The organism is Segatella hominis (genome assembly GCF_004535825.1).
GTDB classification, from domain to species: domain Bacteria; phylum Bacteroidota; class Bacteroidia; order Bacteroidales; family Bacteroidaceae; genus Prevotella; species Prevotella hominis.
Genome location: NZ_SGVY01000020.1, coordinates 20,178 through 41,556, shown reverse-complemented (window position 1 = coordinate 41,556; position 21,379 = coordinate 20,178). Strand labels below are relative to the sequence as shown.

Annotated in this window: 18 protein-coding genes; 11 read left to right on the top strand and 7 right to left on the bottom strand. The window is 43.9% G+C overall.

Going from position 1 to position 21,379, the window contains the following annotated elements:
* Positions 1-77: 77 nt before the first annotated feature.
* The 4 genes from EXN75_RS08950 to EXN75_RS08935 all read left to right on the top strand — a co-directional run bounded on the left by EXN75_RS08950 (position 78) and on the right by EXN75_RS08935 (position 4,717).
* Positions 78-2,099 (top strand): transketolase family protein, encoded by a 2,022-nt coding sequence (locus EXN75_RS08950; RefSeq protein ID WP_134843538.1) that lies wholly within the window; start codon positions 78-80, stop codon positions 2,097-2,099.
* Positions 2,100-2,217: 118 nt separating this feature from the next.
* Positions 2,218-2,661 carry a ribose 5-phosphate isomerase B gene (gene rpiB / locus EXN75_RS08945; protein ID WP_118119112.1) on the top strand — a complete coding sequence of 148 codons (444 nt, stop codon included), beginning with the start codon at positions 2,218-2,220 and terminating at the stop codon, positions 2,659-2,661.
* A gap of 230 nt (positions 2,662-2,891) precedes the next feature.
* Positions 2,892-3,527 (top strand): YhcH/YjgK/YiaL family protein, encoded by a 636-nt coding sequence (locus tag EXN75_RS08940; RefSeq protein ID WP_408005944.1) that lies wholly within the window; start codon positions 2,892-2,894, stop codon positions 3,525-3,527.
* Positions 3,528-3,535: 8 nt separating this feature from the next.
* Positions 3,536-4,717 carry an MFS transporter gene (locus EXN75_RS08935; RefSeq protein ID WP_134843536.1) on the top strand — a complete coding sequence of 394 codons (1,182 nt, stop codon included), beginning with the start codon at positions 3,536-3,538 and terminating at the stop codon, positions 4,715-4,717.
* Between the two features lie 175 nt (positions 4,718-4,892).
* On the opposite strand, the gene EXN75_RS17680 is transcribed toward EXN75_RS08935, so the two are convergent.
* Together EXN75_RS17680 and EXN75_RS08930 are read right to left on the bottom strand one after the other, a co-directional pair.
* Positions 4,893-5,066 (bottom strand): hypothetical protein, encoded by a 174-nt coding sequence (locus tag EXN75_RS17680; RefSeq protein ID WP_167639482.1) that lies wholly within the window; start codon positions 5,064-5,066, stop codon positions 4,893-4,895.
* A gap of 26 nt (positions 5,067-5,092) precedes the next feature.
* On the bottom strand, positions 5,093-8,044 hold the full coding sequence (locus tag EXN75_RS08930) for a C10 family peptidase (RefSeq protein WP_134843535.1): 2,952 nt from the start codon (positions 8,042-8,044) through the stop codon (positions 5,093-5,095).
* Positions 8,045-8,478: 434 nt separating this feature from the next.
* Between EXN75_RS08930 and EXN75_RS08925 the strand changes: the two genes are divergently transcribed.
* Together EXN75_RS08925 and EXN75_RS08920 are read left to right on the top strand one after the other, a co-directional pair.
* Positions 8,479-11,766 carry a metallophosphoesterase family protein gene (locus EXN75_RS08925; RefSeq protein ID WP_134843534.1) on the top strand — a complete coding sequence of 1,096 codons (3,288 nt, stop codon included), beginning with the start codon at positions 8,479-8,481 and terminating at the stop codon, positions 11,764-11,766.
* A 63-nt stretch (positions 11,767-11,829) separates the two neighbouring features.
* Entirely contained in the window at positions 11,830-12,018 is a 189-nt protein-coding gene (locus EXN75_RS08920) for a hypothetical protein (protein WP_134843533.1), read from the top strand.
* A 164-nt stretch (positions 12,019-12,182) separates the two neighbouring features.
* Here EXN75_RS08920 and EXN75_RS08915 read toward each other — a convergent pair whose 3' ends face one another.
* The 4 genes from EXN75_RS08915 to EXN75_RS08905 all read right to left on the bottom strand — a co-directional run bounded on the left by EXN75_RS08915 (position 12,183) and on the right by EXN75_RS08905 (position 14,110).
* The gene (locus EXN75_RS08915) at positions 12,183-12,536 is read right to left on the bottom strand and encodes a type II toxin-antitoxin system RelE/ParE family toxin (RefSeq protein WP_134843532.1); all 354 of its coding nucleotides are present in this window, start codon (positions 12,534-12,536) and stop codon (positions 12,183-12,185) included.
* A 1-nt stretch (position 12,537) separates the two neighbouring features.
* Positions 12,538-12,819 carry a hypothetical protein gene (locus EXN75_RS08910; protein WP_134843531.1) on the bottom strand — a complete coding sequence of 94 codons (282 nt, stop codon included), beginning with the start codon at positions 12,817-12,819 and terminating at the stop codon, positions 12,538-12,540.
* A 166-nt stretch (positions 12,820-12,985) separates the two neighbouring features.
* Positions 12,986-13,126, bottom strand: coding sequence for a hypothetical protein (locus tag EXN75_RS17675; protein ID WP_167639481.1), 141 nt, complete (start codon positions 13,124-13,126; stop codon positions 12,986-12,988).
* A 666-nt stretch (positions 13,127-13,792) separates the two neighbouring features.
* Complete coding sequence (locus tag EXN75_RS08905) at positions 13,793-14,110, bottom strand: hypothetical protein (protein WP_022110279.1); 318 nt, start codon at positions 14,108-14,110, stop codon at positions 13,793-13,795.
* 216 nt (positions 14,111-14,326) lie between these two features.
* On the opposite strand from EXN75_RS08905, the gene EXN75_RS08900 reads away from it, so the two are divergent.
* From EXN75_RS08900 to nrdG, 4 genes are all read left to right on the top strand, one after another.
* The gene (locus EXN75_RS08900) at positions 14,327-15,796 is read left to right on the top strand and encodes an SLC13 family permease (protein WP_134843530.1); all 1,470 of its coding nucleotides are present in this window, start codon (positions 14,327-14,329) and stop codon (positions 15,794-15,796) included.
* Positions 15,797-15,823: 27 nt separating this feature from the next.
* Positions 15,824-16,657, top strand: coding sequence for a type II pantothenate kinase (coaW, locus tag EXN75_RS08895; RefSeq protein ID WP_134843529.1), 834 nt, complete (start codon positions 15,824-15,826; stop codon positions 16,655-16,657).
* 356 nt (positions 16,658-17,013) lie between these two features.
* Complete coding sequence (locus EXN75_RS08890; protein ID WP_134843528.1) at positions 17,014-19,236, top strand: anaerobic ribonucleoside triphosphate reductase; 2,223 nt, start codon at positions 17,014-17,016, stop codon at positions 19,234-19,236.
* Positions 19,237-19,261: 25 nt separating this feature from the next.
* The gene (gene nrdG / locus EXN75_RS08885) at positions 19,262-19,777 is read left to right on the top strand and encodes an anaerobic ribonucleoside-triphosphate reductase activating protein (protein WP_118117143.1); all 516 of its coding nucleotides are present in this window, start codon (positions 19,262-19,264) and stop codon (positions 19,775-19,777) included.
* Between the two features lie 169 nt (positions 19,778-19,946).
* Here the strand turns inward: nrdG and EXN75_RS08880 are convergent, their stop codons facing one another.
* The gene (locus EXN75_RS08880) at positions 19,947-20,324 is read right to left on the bottom strand and encodes a 2-amino-4-hydroxy-6-hydroxymethyldihydropteridine diphosphokinase (RefSeq protein WP_134843527.1); all 378 of its coding nucleotides are present in this window, start codon (positions 20,322-20,324) and stop codon (positions 19,947-19,949) included.
* Between the two features lie 113 nt (positions 20,325-20,437).
* Here EXN75_RS08880 and EXN75_RS08875 point away from each other — a divergent pair, with 113 nt between their 5' ends.
* Positions 20,438-21,367 (top strand): glucosaminidase domain-containing protein, encoded by a 930-nt coding sequence (locus EXN75_RS08875; RefSeq protein ID WP_134843526.1) that lies wholly within the window; start codon positions 20,438-20,440, stop codon positions 21,365-21,367.
* Positions 21,368-21,379: the final 12 nt, after the last annotated feature.

Genomic DNA, 21,379 nt, shown 5'->3' with positions numbered 1-21,379 from the left:
GCCTGTTTTTTCATTAAAAGGCTCTGGAACCTATAGTTTCAGCAGAAGTTTTAACACATAAAAATTATAATTCTATTATGAACGACATTAAAGTAATGAATCATGCAGCAGATAATATCCGCATCTTGGCTGCTTCAATGGTAGAAAAGGCAAACTCAGGTCACCCAGGTGGTGCTATGGGTGGTTCTGACTTCATCAACGTGCTCTTCTCAGAGTACTTGGTATATGATCCAGCAGATCCAACATGGACTGGTCGTGACCGCTTCTTCCTCGACCCAGGTCACATGAGCCCAATGCTCTATGCTGGTTTGGCTTTGCGTGGTTTCTTCTCAATGGAAGACCTCAAGCAGTTCCGCCAGTGGGGTTCAGTAACTCCAGGTCACCCAGAGCTCGACCTTGAGCGTGGTATTGAGAACTCATCAGGTCCTCTCGGTCAGGGTCACGCCCTCGCAGCTGGTGCAGCTGTTGCAGAGAAGTTCCTCGAGGCTCGTCTGGGTTCTACTATGATGCAGCACAAGATTTATGCATACATTTCTGATGGTGCTGTAGAGGAGGAAATCTCTCAGGGTGTTGGTCGTATCGCTGGTAACCTCGGTTTGAACAACCTTATCATGTTCTACGATTCTAACGACATCCAGCTCTCTACAGAGTGTGGTGTTGTCATGAACGAGGATACAGAGATGAAGTACAAGGCTTGGGGCTGGAATGTCATCAAGATCAATGGTAACGACGTGGCTCAGATCCGTGAGGCGCTCGATGCTGCCCAGAAGGAGCAGGATCGCCCTACCCTCATCATCGGTAAGACCGTAATGGGCAAGGGTGCCCTCCGTGCTGATGGCACAAGCTACGAGGCTTGCATCAATACTCACGGTGCTCCTCTCGGTGGCGATGCTTACGTAAATACTATCAAGCACCTCGGTGGTGATCCAGAAAATGCATTCGTTATCTTCGACGATGTGAAGGAAATCTACGCTAAGCGTGCTGAGGAGTTGAAGAAGATCGTTGCTGAGCGCAAGGCTGCAGAGGCTGAGTGGCGCAAGGCTAACCCAGAGAAGGCTGCTCAGATGGATGAGTGGTTCAGCGGCAAGGCTCCTAAGGTAGATTGGAGCAAGGTTGAGCAGAAGGCTGGTTCAGCTACACGTGCTGCATCTGCTGCTTGTCTCGGTGTTTTGGCAGAGCAGGTTCCTAACATGATCTGTGCATCTGCTGACCTTTCTAACTCAGATAAGACAGATGGTTTCTTGAAGAAGACCAAGAGCATCGTTCGTGGTGATTTCTCAGGTGCTTTCTTCCAGGCAGGTGTTGCTGAGTTGACAATGGCTGATATGTGTATCGGTATGATGCTCCACGGTGGTGTGGTTGCAGCAATGGGTACATTCTTCGTATTCTCTGATTATATGAAGCCAGCTGTTCGTATCGCTGCCCTGATGCAGGTTCCTGTTAAGTTTATCTGGACTCACGATGCATTCCGCGTTGGTGAGGATGGACCTACTCACGAGCCAGTTGAGCAGGAGGCACAGATCCGCTTGATGGAGAAGTTGAAGAACCACGCTGGCAAGGATAGCGTTCGCGTATTCCGTCCTGCTGATGCTGACGAGACTACCGTTTGCTGGAAGCTCGCTATGGAGAATGTTGAGACTCCTACAGCTTTGATCTTCTCTCGCCAGGGCATCGCTAAGTTGCCAGAGGGAACAGATTACGAGCAGGCTGCTAAGGGTGCTTACATCGTAGCAGGCAGCGACGAGAATCCAGACGTTATCCTCGTAGCAAGCGGTTCTGAGGTTTCTACATTGGAGGCTGGTTGCGAGGCTTTGCGTGCCGACGGCATCAAGGTTCGCGTGGTAAGTGCTCCATCTGAGGGTTTGTTCCGTGGTCAGAGCAAGGAGTATCAGGAGAGCGTATTGCCAAAGAACGCTAAGATCTTCGGTATGACTGCCGGTCTTCCTGTAACTCTCGAGGGTCTCGTAGGCGCCAACGGTAAGGTTTGGGGTATGGAGAGCTTCGGTTTCTCTGCTCCTTACAAGGTACTCGATGAGAAACTCGGTTACACAGGCGAGAATGTTTACAAGCAGGTAAAGGCATTCTTGGCTGAGGCATAAAGAATACAAAAAGGAGTAAGAAGTGAAGGAGTTGGAGGGTTTCAGACTACCCTTTTTCTCCTTCACCTGACTCCTTTTTTTCATATAAATAAGTTCTAACCTTTAAATTTTAACGATTATGGAAGTAAAGACAGTAGGAGTTGCATGCGATCACGCAGGTTTCCCAATGAAACAATTTGTATTGCAGTATTTGGAGAAGAAAGGTTATCCTGTAAAGGATTATGGTACATATAGCGACGAAAGCGTTGACTACCCAGACTTCGGTCATGCACTTGGTGAGGGTATCGAGAGTGGCGAGGTTTATCCTGGTATCGGTATCTGCGGTAGTGGCGAGGGTATCTCCATGACCTTGAACAAGCATCAGGGTGTACGTGCTGGTTTGGCATGGAACAAGGAGATTGCTCATCTCATCCGTCAGCATAATGATGCTAATGTCTTGGTACTTCCAGGCCGTTTCATCGACAACAAGACTGCAGAGGCTATCATGGACGAGTTCTTCTCTGCTTCCTTTGAAGGTGGCCGCCACGAGCGTCGTGTCAAGAAGATTCCTCTTCAGAAGTAAGTCTTGCAACTGATTCTTTAGAAAATGAACAGAAAGAACCAGTAAACCTATAGAAAATGTGCTTATCTCACCTATTGGGAATAAGCACATTTTTTTTTGCAATTTTTGCTTGGTCATCTCATGATTTTGATGTACCTTTGCAACGATTAAGACAAATCAACATAATCAACAAAACGACAATGAAAAAAATCATTTTTGGAATTGCTCTATTGCTCTCTTCTTCATTGGCAATGGTAGCACAGGAAAACAAGAAAGCCTGCTGTAAGCCCCAGTCTTCATGCAGCAAGAATGCAAAAGGTTATTATACCCAGTATTACGGCAACAACCCTCAACTCATCAAGGAGGCAGAGGCATGGGCTGCATCTGGTACCTGGCAAAATGGCTTTACCAAAGCCCGCCCTCATCACAGCGTCAATCTCGTGGATTTCTATCTCCAGTATCAGAAGAATCCAGAACAGTGGAAAGCTCTCTTCGACTACCTTGCCAAGACCGATTTGCTCAGTATTCCTGGCGGCAAGCACAAGATTCCTGGTTCATCACTCACCATCAGCGTAGAGGACAGCAAGAACGATCCGTTGGAAAAGCGCGGTTCTGAAAGCCACAACCATCACATTGATTTCCAGTATGTCGTCAAGGGCGTGGAGCGTTTCGGCATCATCGACCACTATACCAGTACGCCCAACTGCAAGTACCGTCCTGATGTCATTCATTACGACTACAAGAAGTGCCGTACCAAGTTCTACGACAGCACTCCAGATGAATTCTTCATCTTTTTCCCTCGCGACTGGCACATCGCCAAAGTAGCCAATGATACCGACAATCAAGACATCAGAGTACTTGTCATCAAAGTGGATTATAAAGATTGATTAGCAGAATGAAACAATTGAAAGAAAACAAAGGAATAGAGCGCAGTTTGTTGCTGACGATGGCTGTTATAGCGGGCCTCACAGTAGCAAACTGCTACTATAATCAACCGCTCTTAGAGATGATTCGCCATGACATGGGCGTGAGTCAGCATGATGCTAATCTCATAACCGTTGTCACACAGATAGGCTATGCGCTGGGCTTATGTTTCCTGATTCCTATGGGTGACCTCTACTCGCGTCGCCGCATCATCGTCATCAATATGTCCGTAGCAGCCGTCATGGCCGTTTTCATAGCTTTTTCCCAAAGGGTATGGATTGTTTGGGGTGCCTCTCTCCTGCTGGGAGCCTGCTCAGTCATTCCACAATTCTTCATTCCTATAGCAGGACAATATTCCGAAAAGAAAAATAAAGGCAGAAACATGGGCATTGTCCTGTCGGGACTGCTTACGGGCATTCTTGCCTCCAGAGTGGTCAGCGGTTACGTGGGCGAATGGTTGGGCTGGCGCGAGATGTTTATCATAGCAGCCCTCATCATGATAGTCTGCCTGATTCTCACGCTCAAGATTATGCCGCAGATAGACAGCAACTATGTAGGAACATATAGGGGGCTGATGAAAAGTGTCTTCCACATTGTAGCAAGCAATGCTCGCATACGTCTCTATGCCATCCGTGCAGCTTTCAGTTTTGGTAGTATGATGGCTATCTGGTCTTGTCTCGCCTTTCGCTTGGCACAAACCCCATTCTTTTCGGGTAGCGAGATGGTGGGCACCTTAGGTATGTGCGGTATAGCTGGAGCATTAGCAGCAAGCGGATTGGGTAAACTTGTGAACCAATGGGGCATTAGAAAGTTAAGCCTTTATGGTGCCTGCCTGCAACTTGTAGCATGGACCACAGCTTATCTCTTTGGCGATACCTATATGGGACTTATTGTGGCTATTATTCTGGTTGACATCGGTTTACAATGTCTGCAACTAAGTAATCAGAGTGGTTGCATTCAGGAAATGCCTGAAGCATCAAACAGGGCCAACACCATTTTCATGACCACCTATTTTATTGGTGGCTCCTTTGGCACATATTGTGCCGGATTAGCCTGGACACATGAAGGCTGGATGGGTGTATGTGCAGTAGGAGCAGTCTTGGCAGCCATATCGCTCAGCATCACTATTTGCAATAAAAAGATTAGCTGTTAAAGGTATTCTTTGTATCTTTGCCGACAATTATTGCTTTAACATCAAGAAAATCTATATACACGAGAATATGGCATTGTTATTATGTGCTATTCAGTTAGTTTTTGTCTCTTCACAGAGGCTGGACGTGACAGATAGGCTTGCCTTCGGTGCTTTGGCATCGAGGGCTTTTTAATATTTAATCCTCTTCTTCCCAAAGACTATGATGCCGTTTAGAGAAGGCTTCTGTGTTGTCAGGATTAAAGTGATTTATTTCATCGCCATTTCCTACACCGCCACCACTTCCAGACAACAGGGAATCTATATTCACCATCTGCTTTTTGATGGATGGAGTTTTATATGCTTTTTTCATTTCAATTTTTTATTTGATGATTTTGCTTATTTAATAATGAACTTTTTGCCATTTCTGATATATATTCCCTTGAATGGACTGCTTACCCGCTGTCCGTTCAGGTTGTAGATGATACCTTTCTCTTGCAGATTCTTATCTTTGTTCGAAATACCCATCAGACCTGTGGTTTCGGTAAAGTCCAATGAGAATCCTTTGGCAGATGCTATTTGATCTGAAACTTTCAGGATGGCAATGCCAGGTTTTACAGTAAAACCAAATTTTCCTCCATCGTTGGATCCCCAATAAAAGCCAAGTCCCTTTTGGGTTGCTGCATCTGAATAGGTCATGCGATAATATTTGTATCCAGCATCCCAGCTGATATTTTCTGAGGCAACCAGACAATTACCTGCCGCTTTCTCCACTTCGGTGGAAAGAACCGTAGCTGTGACTTCAGATGAAGTAGATTCGATGAGTACACCTTCGCCCTTGGAAATCTTACCATCTATACGTTCTGTTCTTTTCAGAATCTTTCCATTCTCTACTCCAAGTGTATAGACCTTAACTTCTTCACCACTGGCAGCTATGATTTGGATGTCCTGCTTCAGGTTACTGTAGGTGGCATAGAATTTTCCATTGCTTATAGCAGGCAGATGTAGGACTGTCCCAGCAGGTTTACCTGCCACATATACTACCATCTTGAGTGCGCTGAGCGTATAGCTGCTTGCTTCATCCACACACCAAAGTTTATAGCTTGGCAATGATGTAGGAATAGTAATGGTATTCATGCCGGTTTCATCGTATGTCCAAAGTTCAGATATAATGTTTTTACTTCCCGCTTCGTTTGGTGAAATGGCTCTGGTAATAGTGGTAACCTGACCTTCTCCTGGAATATGGATGGTTTGCATTTCAGAAGGATACATATTATTTACACCTATGCCGCATTGCAAGGTTGTTGATCCGCCGTCGTTTTGTATTTCATAAGAGAATATTACCTTGTCGTCATCCACTCTCGGCGCTTTTACCCTGTCTTTTCCATAGTAGGCATTTTCTGTTTCGTATGCATCGGGAGTAGCATTGTTCCAGGTTTTAACGATGGAAAGTACAGGCTCGGAAGAGGTGTTCAGTGTAAACTGCTTGCCATCTACCAGTATATTTCCCTTATAATCAGTAATCCACAGATAGAAATTCTTTCCTGAAGGTGTCAGTTCTATCTTTCTTGAAATCGTGGAATGAGCTGGTACTGCAACATACAGTTTCTCATCTGCGTTTTCTGGTTTATTGGAAGTCATGCTGGAATATATGTCCAGATAACCAAGGTATTCCTGGTCACCTTCATTGGTTACAGACACATCAAATATACTCTTTACGCCACTTGTCAGATTGCCTTCTGCTGAAACTTCCGAATTCAGTTGGGTTTGTACGATAGAAAGAGTCGTTTCCATAGCTTCCACTACGTAAGGTTGCATTCCCTTATAGGCACATGGAAGCCATGTGTATCCATTGGTACTATAAATGGCATAAATGGTAGTTTGTCCTATTGGAAATGCATAATCCACGGCTAAATCTCTAACTTGTCCTATAGAGAAAGAGCCATCAGAGCCAAGTGCTGCCATATTTAATCTTGATGAATATTTACCGATAGGCTGATAAGTGCCATCAGCTTTTTTGATACCAAATTTCAGTCTGATGCCATAGACATCATTTAGGGATTGGTTTGTAAAATCGTTGGAGATTTTTAAGCTGAAAGTTTCTGATGCACTCGTGCGACTTGCCTTGGCAAGTTCTAATTTGCTGTTATTCTGATCGTAGGTCATTACGACGGAAGGAACATTTACCAGTGCATTATCTTTCTGGCCATTGTCTGGTGTAATACCAATCAGCATACCGCATCCTACATTGTAGTCGTCAGCAGCATTACTTGAGTTTTCTCCTTCCTGGTAAGGATTGAGAATCGTCAGGTCAAAATATCCATTCTGCTGTCCGCCCCATCCCCAGTTGATATGATAGAGTCCATTGCCATCTGATCCATCGCATACAAACTCATGGCCGCCTTCTTGGGAAGATGTTCCGGAATAAAGAATCGGTCGCCCGGCAGAGAGTTCATTGTCTATCATTTGAATCCATTCAGTTAACGTAAATGAGTAGCGGAAAACTTTCTGCATCAGATCTGCATCGTAGCCAAAATATTTAGCAAAAGGAATAGGTGAAGCAAAAGAACCCGATACGCTTCCATAGCCCATCTGCAGGGCTGCACCGCAGTGATAAACCAATTTAGCTACGGCATCGGCTTGTGTCTGATCAAACTGTCCATTGGTATATTTGGGCAAAATATTGTCCCAATCATACGTTCCTTCTACTTTGCTGATAGCAGGAATTGTAGTCTCATATCCGTTCCATGACTTAGAATATCCTGGTATATCTTCTATGAGTTGCTTAGGATGTTTATAGTGAGCCATTACCTGTGCCATTGCAGTTGCTACGCATCCTGTAGCAGCATGGTTTATGCCATCGTAAAGAGGACACATATTATTGAATGGTGCAAACTGGCTCCACTCGATATCACCAAGTAGAGGGGTTACTGCAACTTTAGCGGTTTGGCTGGAGCGATAGCTGTTGATTTCAGCAAGATCCTGCTGGGCCTGTTTGTCACCTTGGGTTATCTTTTCTGCCAATTTCTGATAGGCCTTCATGAAATTGACATAATTTTTCGGCAAGGAAGTTTCGTTGTAGGTTCCTTGATCCGAATAGCCTATGATTTCCGGCAAACAGTCATCTCCCGAAACAATGGTAAATCCCCTATCTTCCCCATTGGAGAAAACATAATAGGCAGGAGTTTGATCAGCAGGAATTTCTCTGCTCACTGATTTTACTTGTGAGCCAACTTTAACGTTAGCAGATTTTGCTAACGTTACCTCAGAATTATCTTTGATGATGCCATGTTCTGTAGCATGTCTTTCTGCTATTTTTTTTGGCTTGTTGAAAACTGCGTGGACCTGCAAAAAGGGTTAATGGAATTGCTAAGATAGTTAGCAATGGTAGTTTTACTTTATTCATTGTATTCATTTTTATCACAAAGATATGCATTTTTGCACAAAATTCTATGGTTTTTACATTTTTTTGCTATATTTTGTTTGTAAGTTTCATCTTTTTATTCTACCTTTGCAGCAGATAATTGTATTTCTACACTAAACGGAAGATAATTTATCAAGTCTAAAAAAATAGACATCGCTTCAATTTTTCAAGATAAAAATAACTTATAAATATTAAATTGTAAACCTAAAAAAATGAGAAGAAAACTATTCTGTATCGCCATGATGCTGACGGCCATGGTATCTCAGGCTTATGCCCAGATGACTATGTCGTTCCCTAGCATTAGTGGGGGGGGGTATCAACAAAAACACTTAGTACAGGCTGCACGCTTGTAGAGTTTCCTGTGGGAACGGACTTAAAGACCATTATGTCCAAGGCATCCTTTACTGTAGATGGCAGCCCAGTGGATGCTTCCAGTATTATTCCGAATCCTGCTACACTTTCCCTGCAGGATGACCAGTCCGTAACTTTTCTCTACAAAGGAAAGGCTTATGGTTTCAAGTTCTCTGAAGGAAAGTATTTTACAGCTGTATTCTTGTCCGATCCGCATATTGGGCAAAATGACCATGACGGAACATCGGTGGCTGATATGCAGAAATACGTAGAAAAAATCGTGAATATGGGTAAGGAATCGGGGGCCATCTTTGGATTTGATGCTCTGCCGGGTTATGTTCCTACCTGTGACATTGCTTTCTCTACAGGAGATATGGATGCTGATAATTCCAAAAGTCATAATGACTTTAAGTCTGCTCATGCAGGGTTTGATGAAGCAGGTATTCCTTTTATATCCATGTGCGGAAATCATGATTTGGTTCCTGATTATTGGACAGGAGAAAACCCAAAAAAGGGTTTGACCTATGGTATAGGGAATGAAGGTGGCATGAATTCAAATAAGCTATCCATTAATTTGATTACTGAATACCGAAATAACTTAAGCAAATATGGTATCACTGATGTTAGCCTGATTACTGATGGAACCAAGCACACTCAATTTAATCCTTATTCATTTACTTTCAACGGAGTACGCTTTTATGTAGGACAGACCTATTGGTTTCAAAAGCCTTATAAGGACCCTTCGCTTTTTTCTTCTGCAACATATTATGCTCCTGATGGCGTGATTTCTGCCTTGGAGAATTTTGTAAGCAATCATTCCACAGAACCATCTGTATGGATGCAGCATTATCCGTTCCTGGCAGGTAGTGACTGTGATCGCTGGTGGCTTGACCAGAATGATGTGGGCAAATATATCAAGACATCAAATGCGTCAGACTATGGAACCCATGATGATGTGGCAGTTTATACCGAAGCCAGTGCAAAAGCCGTGGCAAAAAAGAAGAAGGACAAACTCGCAGAAATCATAGGTAAGACCCGAAATCCTGTTCATTTTTCTGGTCATACGCACCAGTTCTCAGTAAATACCTATAACGGTATCAAGGACTACACCACTGCAGCCTCTGGTTATGCAGCTTCTAAAGGTGCTGCCTACATTGTATTGATGAAAGGCAATAAGGGCGTGGTGGAAGTGAAACAGGTCTTGTTTTTATCGGATTTCATGTCGGGAGTCACTGACAGAAAGATGGACTTGTTGCCTGATGACGCAAACGCTGTAGCGGTGAAGTTGCAGGAATCCCTTTCTCATCTTGGTACTGATGTTACGGCTCAATCAAAAGCATTGGAATCTGCTGGCAATGAGGCTGATGTTACGGGTGCCGTTCAATCCATGGAAAAAGCTTTTGATTCCTATATCCAGCAGCAAGGTGGCAAGGATGTGGATGTGACTAAGTTACTTGGAGAAAACACGGACTTTGAAACCCAACAGGATAATGCCAATAGCGAATATACCGGAATCTATCCTCAGGCAGGTTGGAACAGTTACGTAGAATCGTTTTCTAATGCGGGTAACAAACTTTATATCAAATTACAGCAGTCTGATGTCAAGGGTTCATCTCAGAGCAGCAAGAGCCTGTATCTCAGAGCAAAATGGCAGGATCGGACAGGAAAGGTTCAGATTATGAAGCAGTGTGCATTGCCTGCTGGTATTTACAAACTCAAATATTATGCATCTTGTGTTGGCAATCCTACACAGAATCTGAATTACATGGTTTTGGATGGAAAGAAACAGATGCTTACTGTACCTGCAGCATCAGCTCCTGAGTTGCAGGAAACTACGTTTACATTGGATCATCCATCCGTCATCAACCTCAGTTTTGGATTTACAGGTGGAAAGGGTGGTACGGAAAATGACGTAAGAATCGATGATATTACCCTTACTTATCAGGGAAGCAAAATAGCACCAAATACGGACATGACTTCACTGATTCAAAATGTGGGATTTACCGAAGGCACAACCTCACGTCCAGTACAGGGAAGTGGCGGAGTGGTGCAAATTCCTAATCATTGGGATTTCCAGTACACTTATGATGGATGGAACGATACCAAACTTTTAGATGGTTCATTCAATGCCTGGGCCAGTACTATCAAGCGGGCAGAACTTTCCCAGAAAGTCAATCTGCCAAATGGTGCTTATCTTCTTACTGCAGATGTAAAGACGGACATGAACCCGAATGCATCTACCATCGCTCTTTATGGTGTAGGTGGAAATGGTAATGTGGGCAGATCTGAAGAAGTGGGCAAAGGTAATGGTGGTTTCAATAGCTATTCCTGCTATTTTGATGTTACAGACAACACAGCCACCATCGGTATCCGCTCAGACAAGGCTTATTATCAGATTAAGAATATCAAGCTTACTTATGTGGGAGAAAGTGCAGATGAGCAGACAGCTAACTCTTATCTCAGACAAGACTATTACTGGAAAGGAAGAAACGCGCAGGAGTTTGATGCCACTGGCGAAAAATATGCTAAGGCAAGGAATGTGGTAGTTTATCCGCAGGTAAAGAATCAGCTCATTAGTGCTGCTTCCATAGACCAGTTCAGCAATACCTCTAACAAGATTGTGAATGGTATTTGTAAGAAATTGGAGATAACTGATCAGGAGAAGTTCGTCTCAAGCAAGGATTTCGTGGCAGAGGAGGCAGTTTTTGACAGAGTATTCAAAGTGGGTCAGAAATCCACCGTCTGTCTGCCATTCGGACCTTCCACAGAGAAAGGCAAGTTCTATCGTTTGTCCAAGGAAAGTGGCAGCATCCTGATTTTTGATGAGGTTTCTTCTCCAGAGGGTAATACACCATATATTTATGTGGCATCTGAAGAGGGTACGCTTCATGCATCTCAGGCAAATGTCAAGGCTACTCCTGAAACCATGAATAGTACATCTACTGAAAGCGGTTTTCATCTGGTGGGTGTATATCAAACCACAGAAGTGAACAATATCTATGGATTCAGTGTGGATGGAGAGTTACTCAAGGCAAGTTATGCCACGATGAATCCTTTCCGTTCCTTCATCCAGTCACCAGTGGATGTATCAGGAGCCAAAGTATGGAAAGCTTCTTTTGATGGAGAAATGACAGGTATTGAGGGTATTGTTTCTGACGGTGCAATGTTAGTGGATGTTCTCAATCTTAATGGTATCTTGCTCAAAAAGCAGGTAAAGCGTCAGGAGGCTCTTGATGTTCTGGAGCCAGGCATCTATCTTTTAAGGGACGGAAATCAGTGTTTTAAAGTCAAGAAGTAATCATGAGTTCAGAAAACCGAAGATAAAATCATAACAAGAAAAAATATACCAATCAAATCAATCATGAAAAAAAAATATATAGAGCCAACTGTAAAGAGTATGAGTCTGGCAGAAGATACTTATATTCTGGCCAGTCTTTCCATCGATACTAATAAAGATCCTGGTAACGGTACTGGAAATAATAACTGGGGGTCCAAAGAACACACTTTCGGGGAAGAAGAATGGCCGGATGAAGAGTGGGGAGATATTTAGAAAGTTCCTCTGCTGATGATATGATATAATTCACTTGCTTGTTGAATTCGCAAATCATATTTTCCCCCAGTAAAATTTAATAAGGTGACACATCAAATGAGATGCGTCACCTTTATTTTCTTATAAGCCTTTCAGCATCAGATAATACTGAAAGACAATGATACTTATTCTGCGTATGGTCCATTTTCACGTTTATCAAGCAAAAAACTGATAAACTCATCAGAGATATTAGAGATTTCTCCTTTATCATAGATTGTCAACAAATCAATGATGATGGAATCTTCTTCCTGATAAAGATTATAAGTGATGACCCTTGCACCACCACTCTTACCTTTACCCTTACTAGCTATTGCCATTCTTACCTTTCTGACACCTTTGCCAAGACTAGTACCTTGGTAAGGATCCTGTTCTAAGCCTGTAAGAAAAGCATCATAGTCATCAAGCATTGAACGATATTTCTTGGAAAGCTTTCTAAGTTGTCGCTCAAATTCTTTTTCCGTATAAATCTTAACCTTCATACTACGCCTCCTCTTCCCGAAGTCTTCTCAACAAATCACGAGCATCCATCGGCTTAGTCCCATTCTTCTTATGAGCTTCCATTTCATCAAGAGCACGGTTGAGACTTTCTGCCACATAGGCTTCCTGCTCTGCCTGGCTCATGAATCTTTCCTGGTAACTATTTTCTGATTTGGAGATAGAACTGGCTAATTTTTCAGCATAGTCTTTGAGCTTAGCGACAAATTCGTCAAGCGTATATTGACCTGTAGAAGGTACTTGAAACTGAATATTAATCGTTTCCATCTTATTCCTTTCTTTTAAATTAACGCCACAAAAATAACGAAAAGAATTAGAAATGCCAAAGAAAAGAGCGACTTTCTTCATTTTAAGATACAAAAAAGCCTTTCAGTATCAAAAATACCAAAAGGCTCTATTGTCCTATCTCGATTTCACTTCAAAAACATTCAATTTATTCCTTCAACCATAAGTTCATAATTACCACCATATTCTCGCCACTCGTTATCTTACTGATGATTCTTTCTGCTTCCTTTTCTCTATCGCAGAAATATTCGGGCTTGATATACCCCGTTATGATAAAAGGATTCTCCATATTGCACACCATTTTAGAATGTTACTTTCGACTGCAAAGATAATTATTTATTTCGAATTATGCAAATTGCATAATTCATATTGATTTTTCCTATTACAGAGGTAAAGTATCCTTCAAATCCTACAACTTTCCGTCAAAATATATAACCATATTTCATACACCTACAAGTTTTGAATCTAACGACAAAAACAAGGGGGATTGAGAGACTGAAACACCCTATTTTCTGCTCTCTATTAGGAACAAGACCTATAGTTGTACGACTATAGATTTTCCTCCACGCCATCATCCTGTCAAAATACACACAATTATCTGATTACCAGTACATTTTTCCATCTTCTTCATATTTACGATATTCTCAAAGAAAACAGAAGCGTCTGAAAATACGAGAACCTCAGCCAAGCTAATGTAAAGAAGATTCATTCTTTATATTGCCATCACACTTCATCTGTAATCTGCTGATTTTCAAGAACATAACTTGTTGAAAATCTACATGACCTAACGATGCGCATCATTAACACCTAACGATGCGCATCATTAACACCTAATAAAGCGCTTCGTTAGCACCTAATAAAGCGCATCATTAGACCTCAATAAAACGCATCATTAGACTATGATGGATAATGAAGGGTGAGAAAATAGCTTAGGCACGGCAACTTTGCGCCCTGACTATGGCATTTTTGTGCCCTCTAAGGAGCAATTTTCCGTATGCAATGATACCTGCTCGGCAGCAATATCCACGATCTTCTTTCTACGAGCTACACCTATTATATAATGGGCATCCTTAGCACTGCAATGGAAATACTTCTTCACAGCAACTACCAGGTCTCCCTTCTTTACAGAAGTGACACCCTCAGGATAAGCACTACGGACAGCCTTCTCGATGTCCGACATCTTAAACTCTATGTGCTTCTTGTGGTGGTATAATGAAAATGCCAGCAGCATGACCACTACAAAGAAAACCAAAACAAATGTAACTTGAGTCATGGTATAAAATATTTATGTTAGATAATCTTTCACTATAAGATTTCGCAAATATAATACTTTATTTTTAAAAGACCAACCTTTTGCATCATTTTTTTTCAGATAAAGATACTTTTTGTAATTTTTCTCAGTATTTGATGAATATTTCTATCTAATATTTTGTTATGTCGGAAATATTGCGTACATTTGCCAACAAAATCCATAAAAAACATAGAGAAAATGCAAGAAACCGTCAAAAAAGTTTTGAGCAGCGACTTCAATCGCAAGAAGGCTCTGATGTTTGCCATCACCGCCCTGCTCACCGCACTAGTTTGGAATCTGCCCATCGACAGCTTTGGCATCGAGGGGCTGACAGTCGTTCAGCAACGCGTCATCGCCATCTTCGTCATGGCGGTCATGCTATGGCTCACCGAAGCCATTCCTGCCTGGGCAACATCAGTAGTCATCATCTTCGTATTGCTGTTCGGTGTATCCGACTCGGCCTTCAATATCATGCAAGGTTCCGAAGGCGAATACGGCAACCTCCTGGAGTATCAGGGTATTATGGCCTGCTTTGCCGACCCTACCATCATCCTCTTCCTCGGTGGTTTCGTGATGGCCATCGCTGCCACCAAGAGTGGACTCGATGTACTGATGGCTAAGACCCTCATCGCTCCTTTCGGCAAGAAATCAGAAAATGTACTATTGGGCTTCATGCTCATCACCGGCATCTTCTCCATGTTTATCTCCAATACTGCCACCGCAGCCATGATGCTTACCTTCCTGACTCCTGTGTTCAAGGCACTTCCTGCCAACGGAAAGGGAAGAATAGCACTCACCATGGCCATCCCTATCGGAGCCAACCTCGGCGGTATGGGAACGCCTATCGGAACACCTCCTAATGCTTTCGCATACAAGGTTCTTACAGCACCAGACGGACTCAATCTCGACATCGGTTTCGGTGACTGGATGATGATTATGTGCCCGATGGTACTCGTTATGCTGGTATTGGCATGGTTCATTATCCGCAAGATGTTCCCTTTCTCACAGAAGACTATCGAACTGCAGATCAAGGGAGACATCCAGTTCAACTGGCGTACCATCGTAGTGGCAGCCACCTTCATCCTGACCATCGTACTCTGGGTATTCGGTAAGAAATATTTCGGTATCAATGCCAATACCGTAGCCATGTTACCTATCGCCGTATTTGCATTTACCGGTGTGCTCACAGCCGACGACCTGAAGGAAATCGACTGGGCTGTCATCTGGATGGTAGCCGGTGGTTTTGCCTTGGGTCTTGCCATGAATGGTACGGGGTTAGCAGAGAATGCCGTGAAGAGTATTCCATTCGACACGTTCAACCCGATAGTCATCATGATCGTTTCAGGACTCGTCTGCTTTGCATTGAGTAACTTCATCTCCAACACCGCTACTGCAGCCCTCCTGATTCCTATCCTGACCGTTGTATGTGCCGGTATGGGCAATTCACTCGAAAGCATCGGTGGAACCTCTACTATTATTATAGGTGTAGCCGTGGCTGCTTCCTGCGCCATGTCGCTTCCTATTTCCACCCCTCCAAATGCCATCGCCTACTCTACCGGACTCATCCAACAGACCGATATGGTGAAGGCTGGCCTGACCATCGGTCTCATCAGTATGATTCTCGGATATGGTGTGCTCATCACTTTCTGTAAGATGGGTGTACTCTAAAAAACTCAAAAACAATATATCTCTAAAATGAAAAAAATAGTAATTGGTATCGACGTAGGTATCTCCACCACCAAGATTGTGGGCATTGACGAAGACGGAATCGTAGTAAGTCCCATCCGTATCAAGGCTACAGACCCGATCACATCTCTGTATGGAGCATTCGGAAAATACCTGCACGACAACCAGATCAGCCTCTCTGAGGTGGAACATGTGATGCTTACCGGCGTAGGCTCTGCTTATATAGACGAGCCAATCTATGGACTTCCTACCTCCAAGAGCGAGGAATTCGTAGCCGACGGACTTGGTGCCAAATATGAAAGCAAGCTCGACAGGATGATTGTAGTAAGCATGGGAACGGGTACATCACTCGTAAAATGCGAAGGCGACAACATACGCCACATCGGAGGTATCGGCATCGGAGGCGGCACCTTAGCCGGACTGAGCCGCATCATGCTCAAGACCGACGACGTGAAGCAGATAGCCTATCTGGCAAAAGATGGTGATGTTTCCAAGATCAACCTGCTCATAGGCGATATCAGTGCCAAACCATTGCCAGGACTGCCAATGAATGCCGTGGCATCTCTGTTCAGCAACGCCAAGGCAAACGCATCTCGCGAAGATATTGCCAAAGGCCTCATCTGGATGGTACTGCAATGTATCGGTTCTGCCACAATCCTTTCCTCCTTAGAGTCGGGAATCAAGGATTTCGTACTCATCGGAAACCTGACCCTCATGCCTCAGTGCCGGGAAGTATTCCCTGCCATGGAGAAACTCTACAATGTCAGGTTCCGCATACCTAAATATTCAGAATTCTGCACGGCAATAGGTGCAGCGCTTGACTATAAAAGGAATCAGAAATAAGCTCAGATTTCTGCAAGTGAGGTGCAGAAAGCCCATATATAAAGGGATTATCGACTAAAGTATCCGAATAAGCAATAATTAACATTTCGGGGCAAAAATCGCATAACTCTTTGATGCATAAGCAATTAATCGTTTTGGAAAACAACAAAATACAAAAGTTTTCCAAAACGATTTTTTAATTGCCTGATTATCAGCTACTTAATATTTTTTAACCAAAGAAAAGTTGTCCAAAAGAGAAAACTTTCAAATATTTTTTGTATCTTTGCAATGTCAAAATCGAGGTTCCTACTGCCTCTTTTTTGCGTAAAATGTTAATAATAAGCTAATTAAATATCAATCTTAAAGTAAAGCTAGAAATGATACAAACTGTAGTAAAGCGTGACGGACGCATTGTTGGTTTCAATCAACAGAAAATCATGGCTGCCATACGTAAAGCCATGTTGCACACAGACAAGGGTGAAGATGAAACTCTTATTGAGAAAATCACTGATCATGTAAGCTATCGTGGCAAAAACCAGATGAGCGTAGAAGCCATTCAGGATGCCATCGAGATGGAGCTCATGAAGAGTGCCCGCAAGGACGTGGCACAGAAGTACATCGCATACCGCAACCAGCGTAACATTGCCCGCAAGGCAAAGACACGCGATGTGTTCATGAGCATCGTGAATGCCAAGAACAATGACATCACCCGTGAAAACGCCAACATGAATGCCGACACTCCTGCCGGCATGATGATGAAATTTGCTTCTGAAACTACAAAACCATTCGTTGACGACTACCTCCTCAGCGAGGAAGTTCGTGACGCCGTCCTGCACAACTACATTCATATACACGACAAAGATTATTATCCTACCAAGAGTCTGACTTGCGTACAGCATCCGCTCGACGTCATCCTGAAGCATGGTTTCACAGCTGGCCATGGTTCCAGCCGTCCAGCCAAGCGTATTGAGACAGCAGCCGTACTGGCTTGCATCTCTCTGGAAACCTGTCAGAACGAGATGCATGGTGGTCAGGCTATTCCTGCTTTCGACTTCTACCTGGCTCCATACGTAAGAATGTCTTACCAGGAGGAAGTGAAAAACTTGGAGAAGCTCTCTGGAGAAGATCTCAAGGATCTTTATGAGGCGCCTATCGATGACTATATCGAGAAGCCACTCGACAATCTTCAGGGAAGAGCACGCCTGGAGCAGCACGCCATCAACAAGACCGTAAACCGTGTACATCAGGCAATGGAGGCTTTCATCCACAATATGAACACCATCCACTCCCGTGGCGGTAACCAGGTGGTTTTCTCTTCTATCAATTATGGTACAGATACCAGTGCTGAAGGCCGTTGCATCATGCGCGAGATTCTGAAGAGTACTTACGATGGCGTAGGAAATGGCGAAACTGCCATCTTCCCTATCCAGATCTGGAAAAAGAAACGTGGCGTCAACTTCTTGCCAGAGGACCGCAACTACGACCTCTACCAGTTGGCTTGCAAGGTAACAGCCCGCCGTTTCTTCCCTAACTTCCTCAACCTCGATGCCACATTCAATCAGAACGAGAAGTGGCGTGCTGACGATCCTGAGCGCTACAAATGGGAAATCGCCACTATGGGTTGCCGTACACGTGTATTCGAAGACCGTTGGGGAGAGAAGACCAGTATCGCACGCGGTAACTTGAGTTTCACTACGATTAATATCGTAAAGTTGGCCATCGAGTGCATGGGTATCGAGAACAAGGAATTGCGAATCAAGACTTTCTTCGAGAAGCTTGACAATATCCTCGATATCACAGCCAAGCAGCTCGACGAGCGCTTCCAGTTCCAGAAGACCGCTATGGCTAAACAGTTCCCATTGCTGATGAAATATCTCTGGGTAGGCGCCGAGAACCTGAAGCCAGAGGAGACCATCGAGAGCGTAATCAATCACGGAACGTTGGGTATCGGTTTCATCGGACTCGCAGAATGTCTGGTTGCCCTCATCGGTCATCACCACGGCGAGAGCGAAGAGGCACAGGAATTGGGTCTGAAGATTGTTACCTTCATGAAGGAACATGCTGACGAATACAGCGAGCAGTATCACCACAACTACTCCATCCTCGCTACTCCAGCAGAGGGCTTGAGCGGTAAGTTCACCAAGAAAGACCGCAAGCAGTTTGGTATCATCCCGGGCGTTACTGACCGAGATTACTATACCAACTCAAACCACGTACCTGTATATTACAAGTGTACTGCCATGAAGAAGGCACAGGTGGAGGCTCCTTATCACGATCTGACTCGTGGTGGACACATCTTCTATGTTGAGATTGACGGCGATGCTACCCACAACCCTTCTGTCATTGCCAGTGTGGTTGACATGATGGATAAGTACAATATGGGATACGGTTCTGTAAACCACAACCGCAACCGCTGTCTGGACTGTGGCTACGAGAATGCAGAGGCCAATCTGGAAGTTTGTCCTAAGTGCGGAAGTCATCACATCGACAAGTTGCAGCGCATCACTGGTTACCTCGTAGGTACTACCGACCGCTGGAACAGTGGCAAGTTGGCTGAGCTTCACGACCGTGTAACTCATATCGACACTCCACAAAAGTAAGATAAGGATAAGCTGGGAAGAAATCATGATAAGCGTTCTTAGCGTAATCCACGACACGATGGTGGATGGTCCTGGTTTCAGGACCTCTATCTATTGTGCAGGTTGCCCCAATCATTGTCCTGAATGCCATAATCCGCAGTCGTGGGACATCAACAATGGTACGATGACATCAACCGAAGACCTGCTGAAGGAAATCATGAGCGATCCGTTCGCCAACGTTACCTTCTCAGGAGGTGATCCGATGTTTCAGGCTGAGGGATTTGCCGAGTTAGCTCGTGCCATCCGCAAGGAAAGCAGCAAGGATATCTGGTGCTTTACGGGTTATAAATATGAGAATCTCCTGAAGAACCCGGCACAGAGAGCACTGCTTGAACAGATAGATGTCCTGGTAGATGGTCCGTTCATAAAGGCACTCGCCGATAAGGACCTGTTTTTCAGGGGAAGCAGCAACCAGCGACTCATCAATGTAAAGAAGTCGCTTGCCACAGGAGAGGTGGTAGAACTGCACCTCACCAAAGACAACCCTACACCGGTTTTATAAGGCATTAAAACGATAAGACATCATAACTTTACTCACCAGCATCGGGAGAAATCCTGATGCTGGTGAAATATAAAAATCCTCTTGATTCAGCTTTATCAGCCTGATCAAGAGGATTTTTATTGTATCGTCCATTCCGTATTCTATAACTCCCTATAAGTCTGTGAAATTATCAGAATGCCCATTGCATCTCCTGCAGCAACAGGCGGATATAATCCCTTTCCCAGTCCTGTTCACGCAACCGGACTGTACCCCACTGCAAAAGATCGAGATCCAATCTGATGATATTCCTCATTTTTTCCTCCCGAGTTCTTCCACATTCTTTCTCTACCTGTTTCAATATCCGTTCCACTTCCTCCTGCTCCTTATCCGTATCGGCTAAGGCAAGGGCATTTACGAATCGGTCAGACGCGATGCCTATCGGTTCGGTCCATAACATTCTCGAAAAGGAGATGCTGGGGAAAAAGCTGTGCAGACGCTCCATTGCGAAAGCCACATTCTTCTCTTGCTCATGATTAGAGCCTAAAGCTATCAATATCCTAACGCTCATTTTTTTCCTGCAAAAATAATCAAATAATATCGAAAAAGCATACAAAAAGTGAAAAATAAAAAATAAATAAGAGAAAACAAGCGAAAATGAACTATTTTTTATATTTTTGCAGTATGAATAGAATCAAAGCAAATATCATAGGTCTGGCTCTTCTGCTCTGCACCCTTCCTTCGGGCGCACAGATGAAGTGGAACCAGACTTATCAGACATATATCAACCAGTACAAGGATCTTGCTATCGAGCAGATGCTCAAATATCGGATACCAGCCAGTATCACGCTGGCACAAGGTCTCTTCGAGAGCGCTGCAGGCAGAAGCAGTCTGGTAAGACAGGGCAATAATCATTTCGGCATCAAATGCCACACTTCATGGACTGGCCCTACGCAATACCACGACGATGACGCCCGTGGTGAATGTTTCCGTGTATATAGCGATGCCAGGGAAAGCTACGAAGACCATAGCCGCTTTCTGGCACGGCAACAGCGATATGCCCGGCTTTTCTCACTGAACAGCAACGACTACAAAGGATGGGCAAGAGGACTGAAACAATGTGGCTATGCTACCAATCCGCAGTATGCCAACAAACTGATACAGATTATCGAACTGTACAAGCTCCATGATTATGACAAGGCAAAACGCTACGACAAATTCATGGCAGAACATAGTGGCACAGATCAGCCGGTCAACGCACAAGGACTTCTGCACCCTATCCACATCTTCAACGACAACTATTATCTGTATGCCAGAGAGGGAGAAACCTTCAAGAGCATCGGAAAGGAAGTGGGTATCAGTTGGAGAAAATTGGCTAAGTACAATGAAAGAGACAAACACGATATCCTGCACAAGGGAGATGTCATCTATCTGAAGAAAAAGCGCAAGAAAGCGCCTAAGCAGTTCAAGAAACGCCCTCATATCGTACAACCGGGCGAGAGCATGTACAGCATTTCACAGAAATATGGCATCAGACTGAAGAGTCTCTATTCCAAGAATCACCTTGATCCAGACTTCAAGATATACCCTGGAGCCAGACTGAAAGTAAGATAAAGAAATAAAGAA

What these genes read in the sequence shown, in the direction of transcription:
- EXN75_RS08950 (WP_134843538.1), top strand. Translation starts at nt 78, where the DNA reads ATGAACGACATTAAAGTAATGAATCATGCAGCAGATAATATCCGCATC.
- rpiB (WP_118119112.1), top strand. Translation starts at nt 2,218, where the DNA reads ATGGAAGTAAAGACAGTAGGAGTTGCATGCGATCACGCAGGTTTCCCA.
- EXN75_RS08940 (WP_408005944.1), top strand. Translation starts at nt 2,892, where the DNA reads ATGGTAGCACAGGAAAACAAGAAAGCCTGCTGTAAGCCCCAGTCTTCA.
- EXN75_RS08935 (WP_134843536.1), top strand. Translation starts at nt 3,536, where the DNA reads ATGAAACAATTGAAAGAAAACAAAGGAATAGAGCGCAGTTTGTTGCTG.
- EXN75_RS17680 (WP_167639482.1), bottom strand. Translation starts at nt 5,066, where the DNA reads ATGAAAAAAGCATATAAAACTCCATCCATCAAAAAGCAGATGGTGAAT.
- EXN75_RS08920 (WP_134843533.1), top strand. Translation starts at nt 11,830, where the DNA reads ATGAAAAAAAAATATATAGAGCCAACTGTAAAGAGTATGAGTCTGGCA.
- EXN75_RS08915 (WP_134843532.1), bottom strand. Translation starts at nt 12,536, where the DNA reads ATGAAGGTTAAGATTTATACGGAAAAAGAATTTGAGCGACAACTTAGA.
- EXN75_RS08910 (WP_134843531.1), bottom strand. Translation starts at nt 12,819, where the DNA reads ATGGAAACGATTAATATTCAGTTTCAAGTACCTTCTACAGGTCAATAT.
- EXN75_RS17675 (WP_167639481.1), bottom strand. Translation starts at nt 13,126, where the DNA reads ATGGAGAATCCTTTTATCATAACGGGGTATATCAAGCCCGAATATTTC.
- EXN75_RS08905 (WP_022110279.1), bottom strand. Translation starts at nt 14,110, where the DNA reads ATGACTCAAGTTACATTTGTTTTGGTTTTCTTTGTAGTGGTCATGCTG.
- EXN75_RS08900 (WP_134843530.1), top strand. Translation starts at nt 14,327, where the DNA reads ATGCAAGAAACCGTCAAAAAAGTTTTGAGCAGCGACTTCAATCGCAAG.
- coaW (WP_134843529.1), top strand. Translation starts at nt 15,824, where the DNA reads ATGAAAAAAATAGTAATTGGTATCGACGTAGGTATCTCCACCACCAAG.
- EXN75_RS08890 (WP_134843528.1), top strand. Translation starts at nt 17,014, where the DNA reads ATGATACAAACTGTAGTAAAGCGTGACGGACGCATTGTTGGTTTCAAT.
- nrdG (WP_118117143.1), top strand. Translation starts at nt 19,262, where the DNA reads ATGATAAGCGTTCTTAGCGTAATCCACGACACGATGGTGGATGGTCCT.
- EXN75_RS08880 (WP_134843527.1), bottom strand. Translation starts at nt 20,324, where the DNA reads ATGAGCGTTAGGATATTGATAGCTTTAGGCTCTAATCATGAGCAAGAG.
- EXN75_RS08875 (WP_134843526.1), top strand. Translation starts at nt 20,438, where the DNA reads ATGAATAGAATCAAAGCAAATATCATAGGTCTGGCTCTTCTGCTCTGC.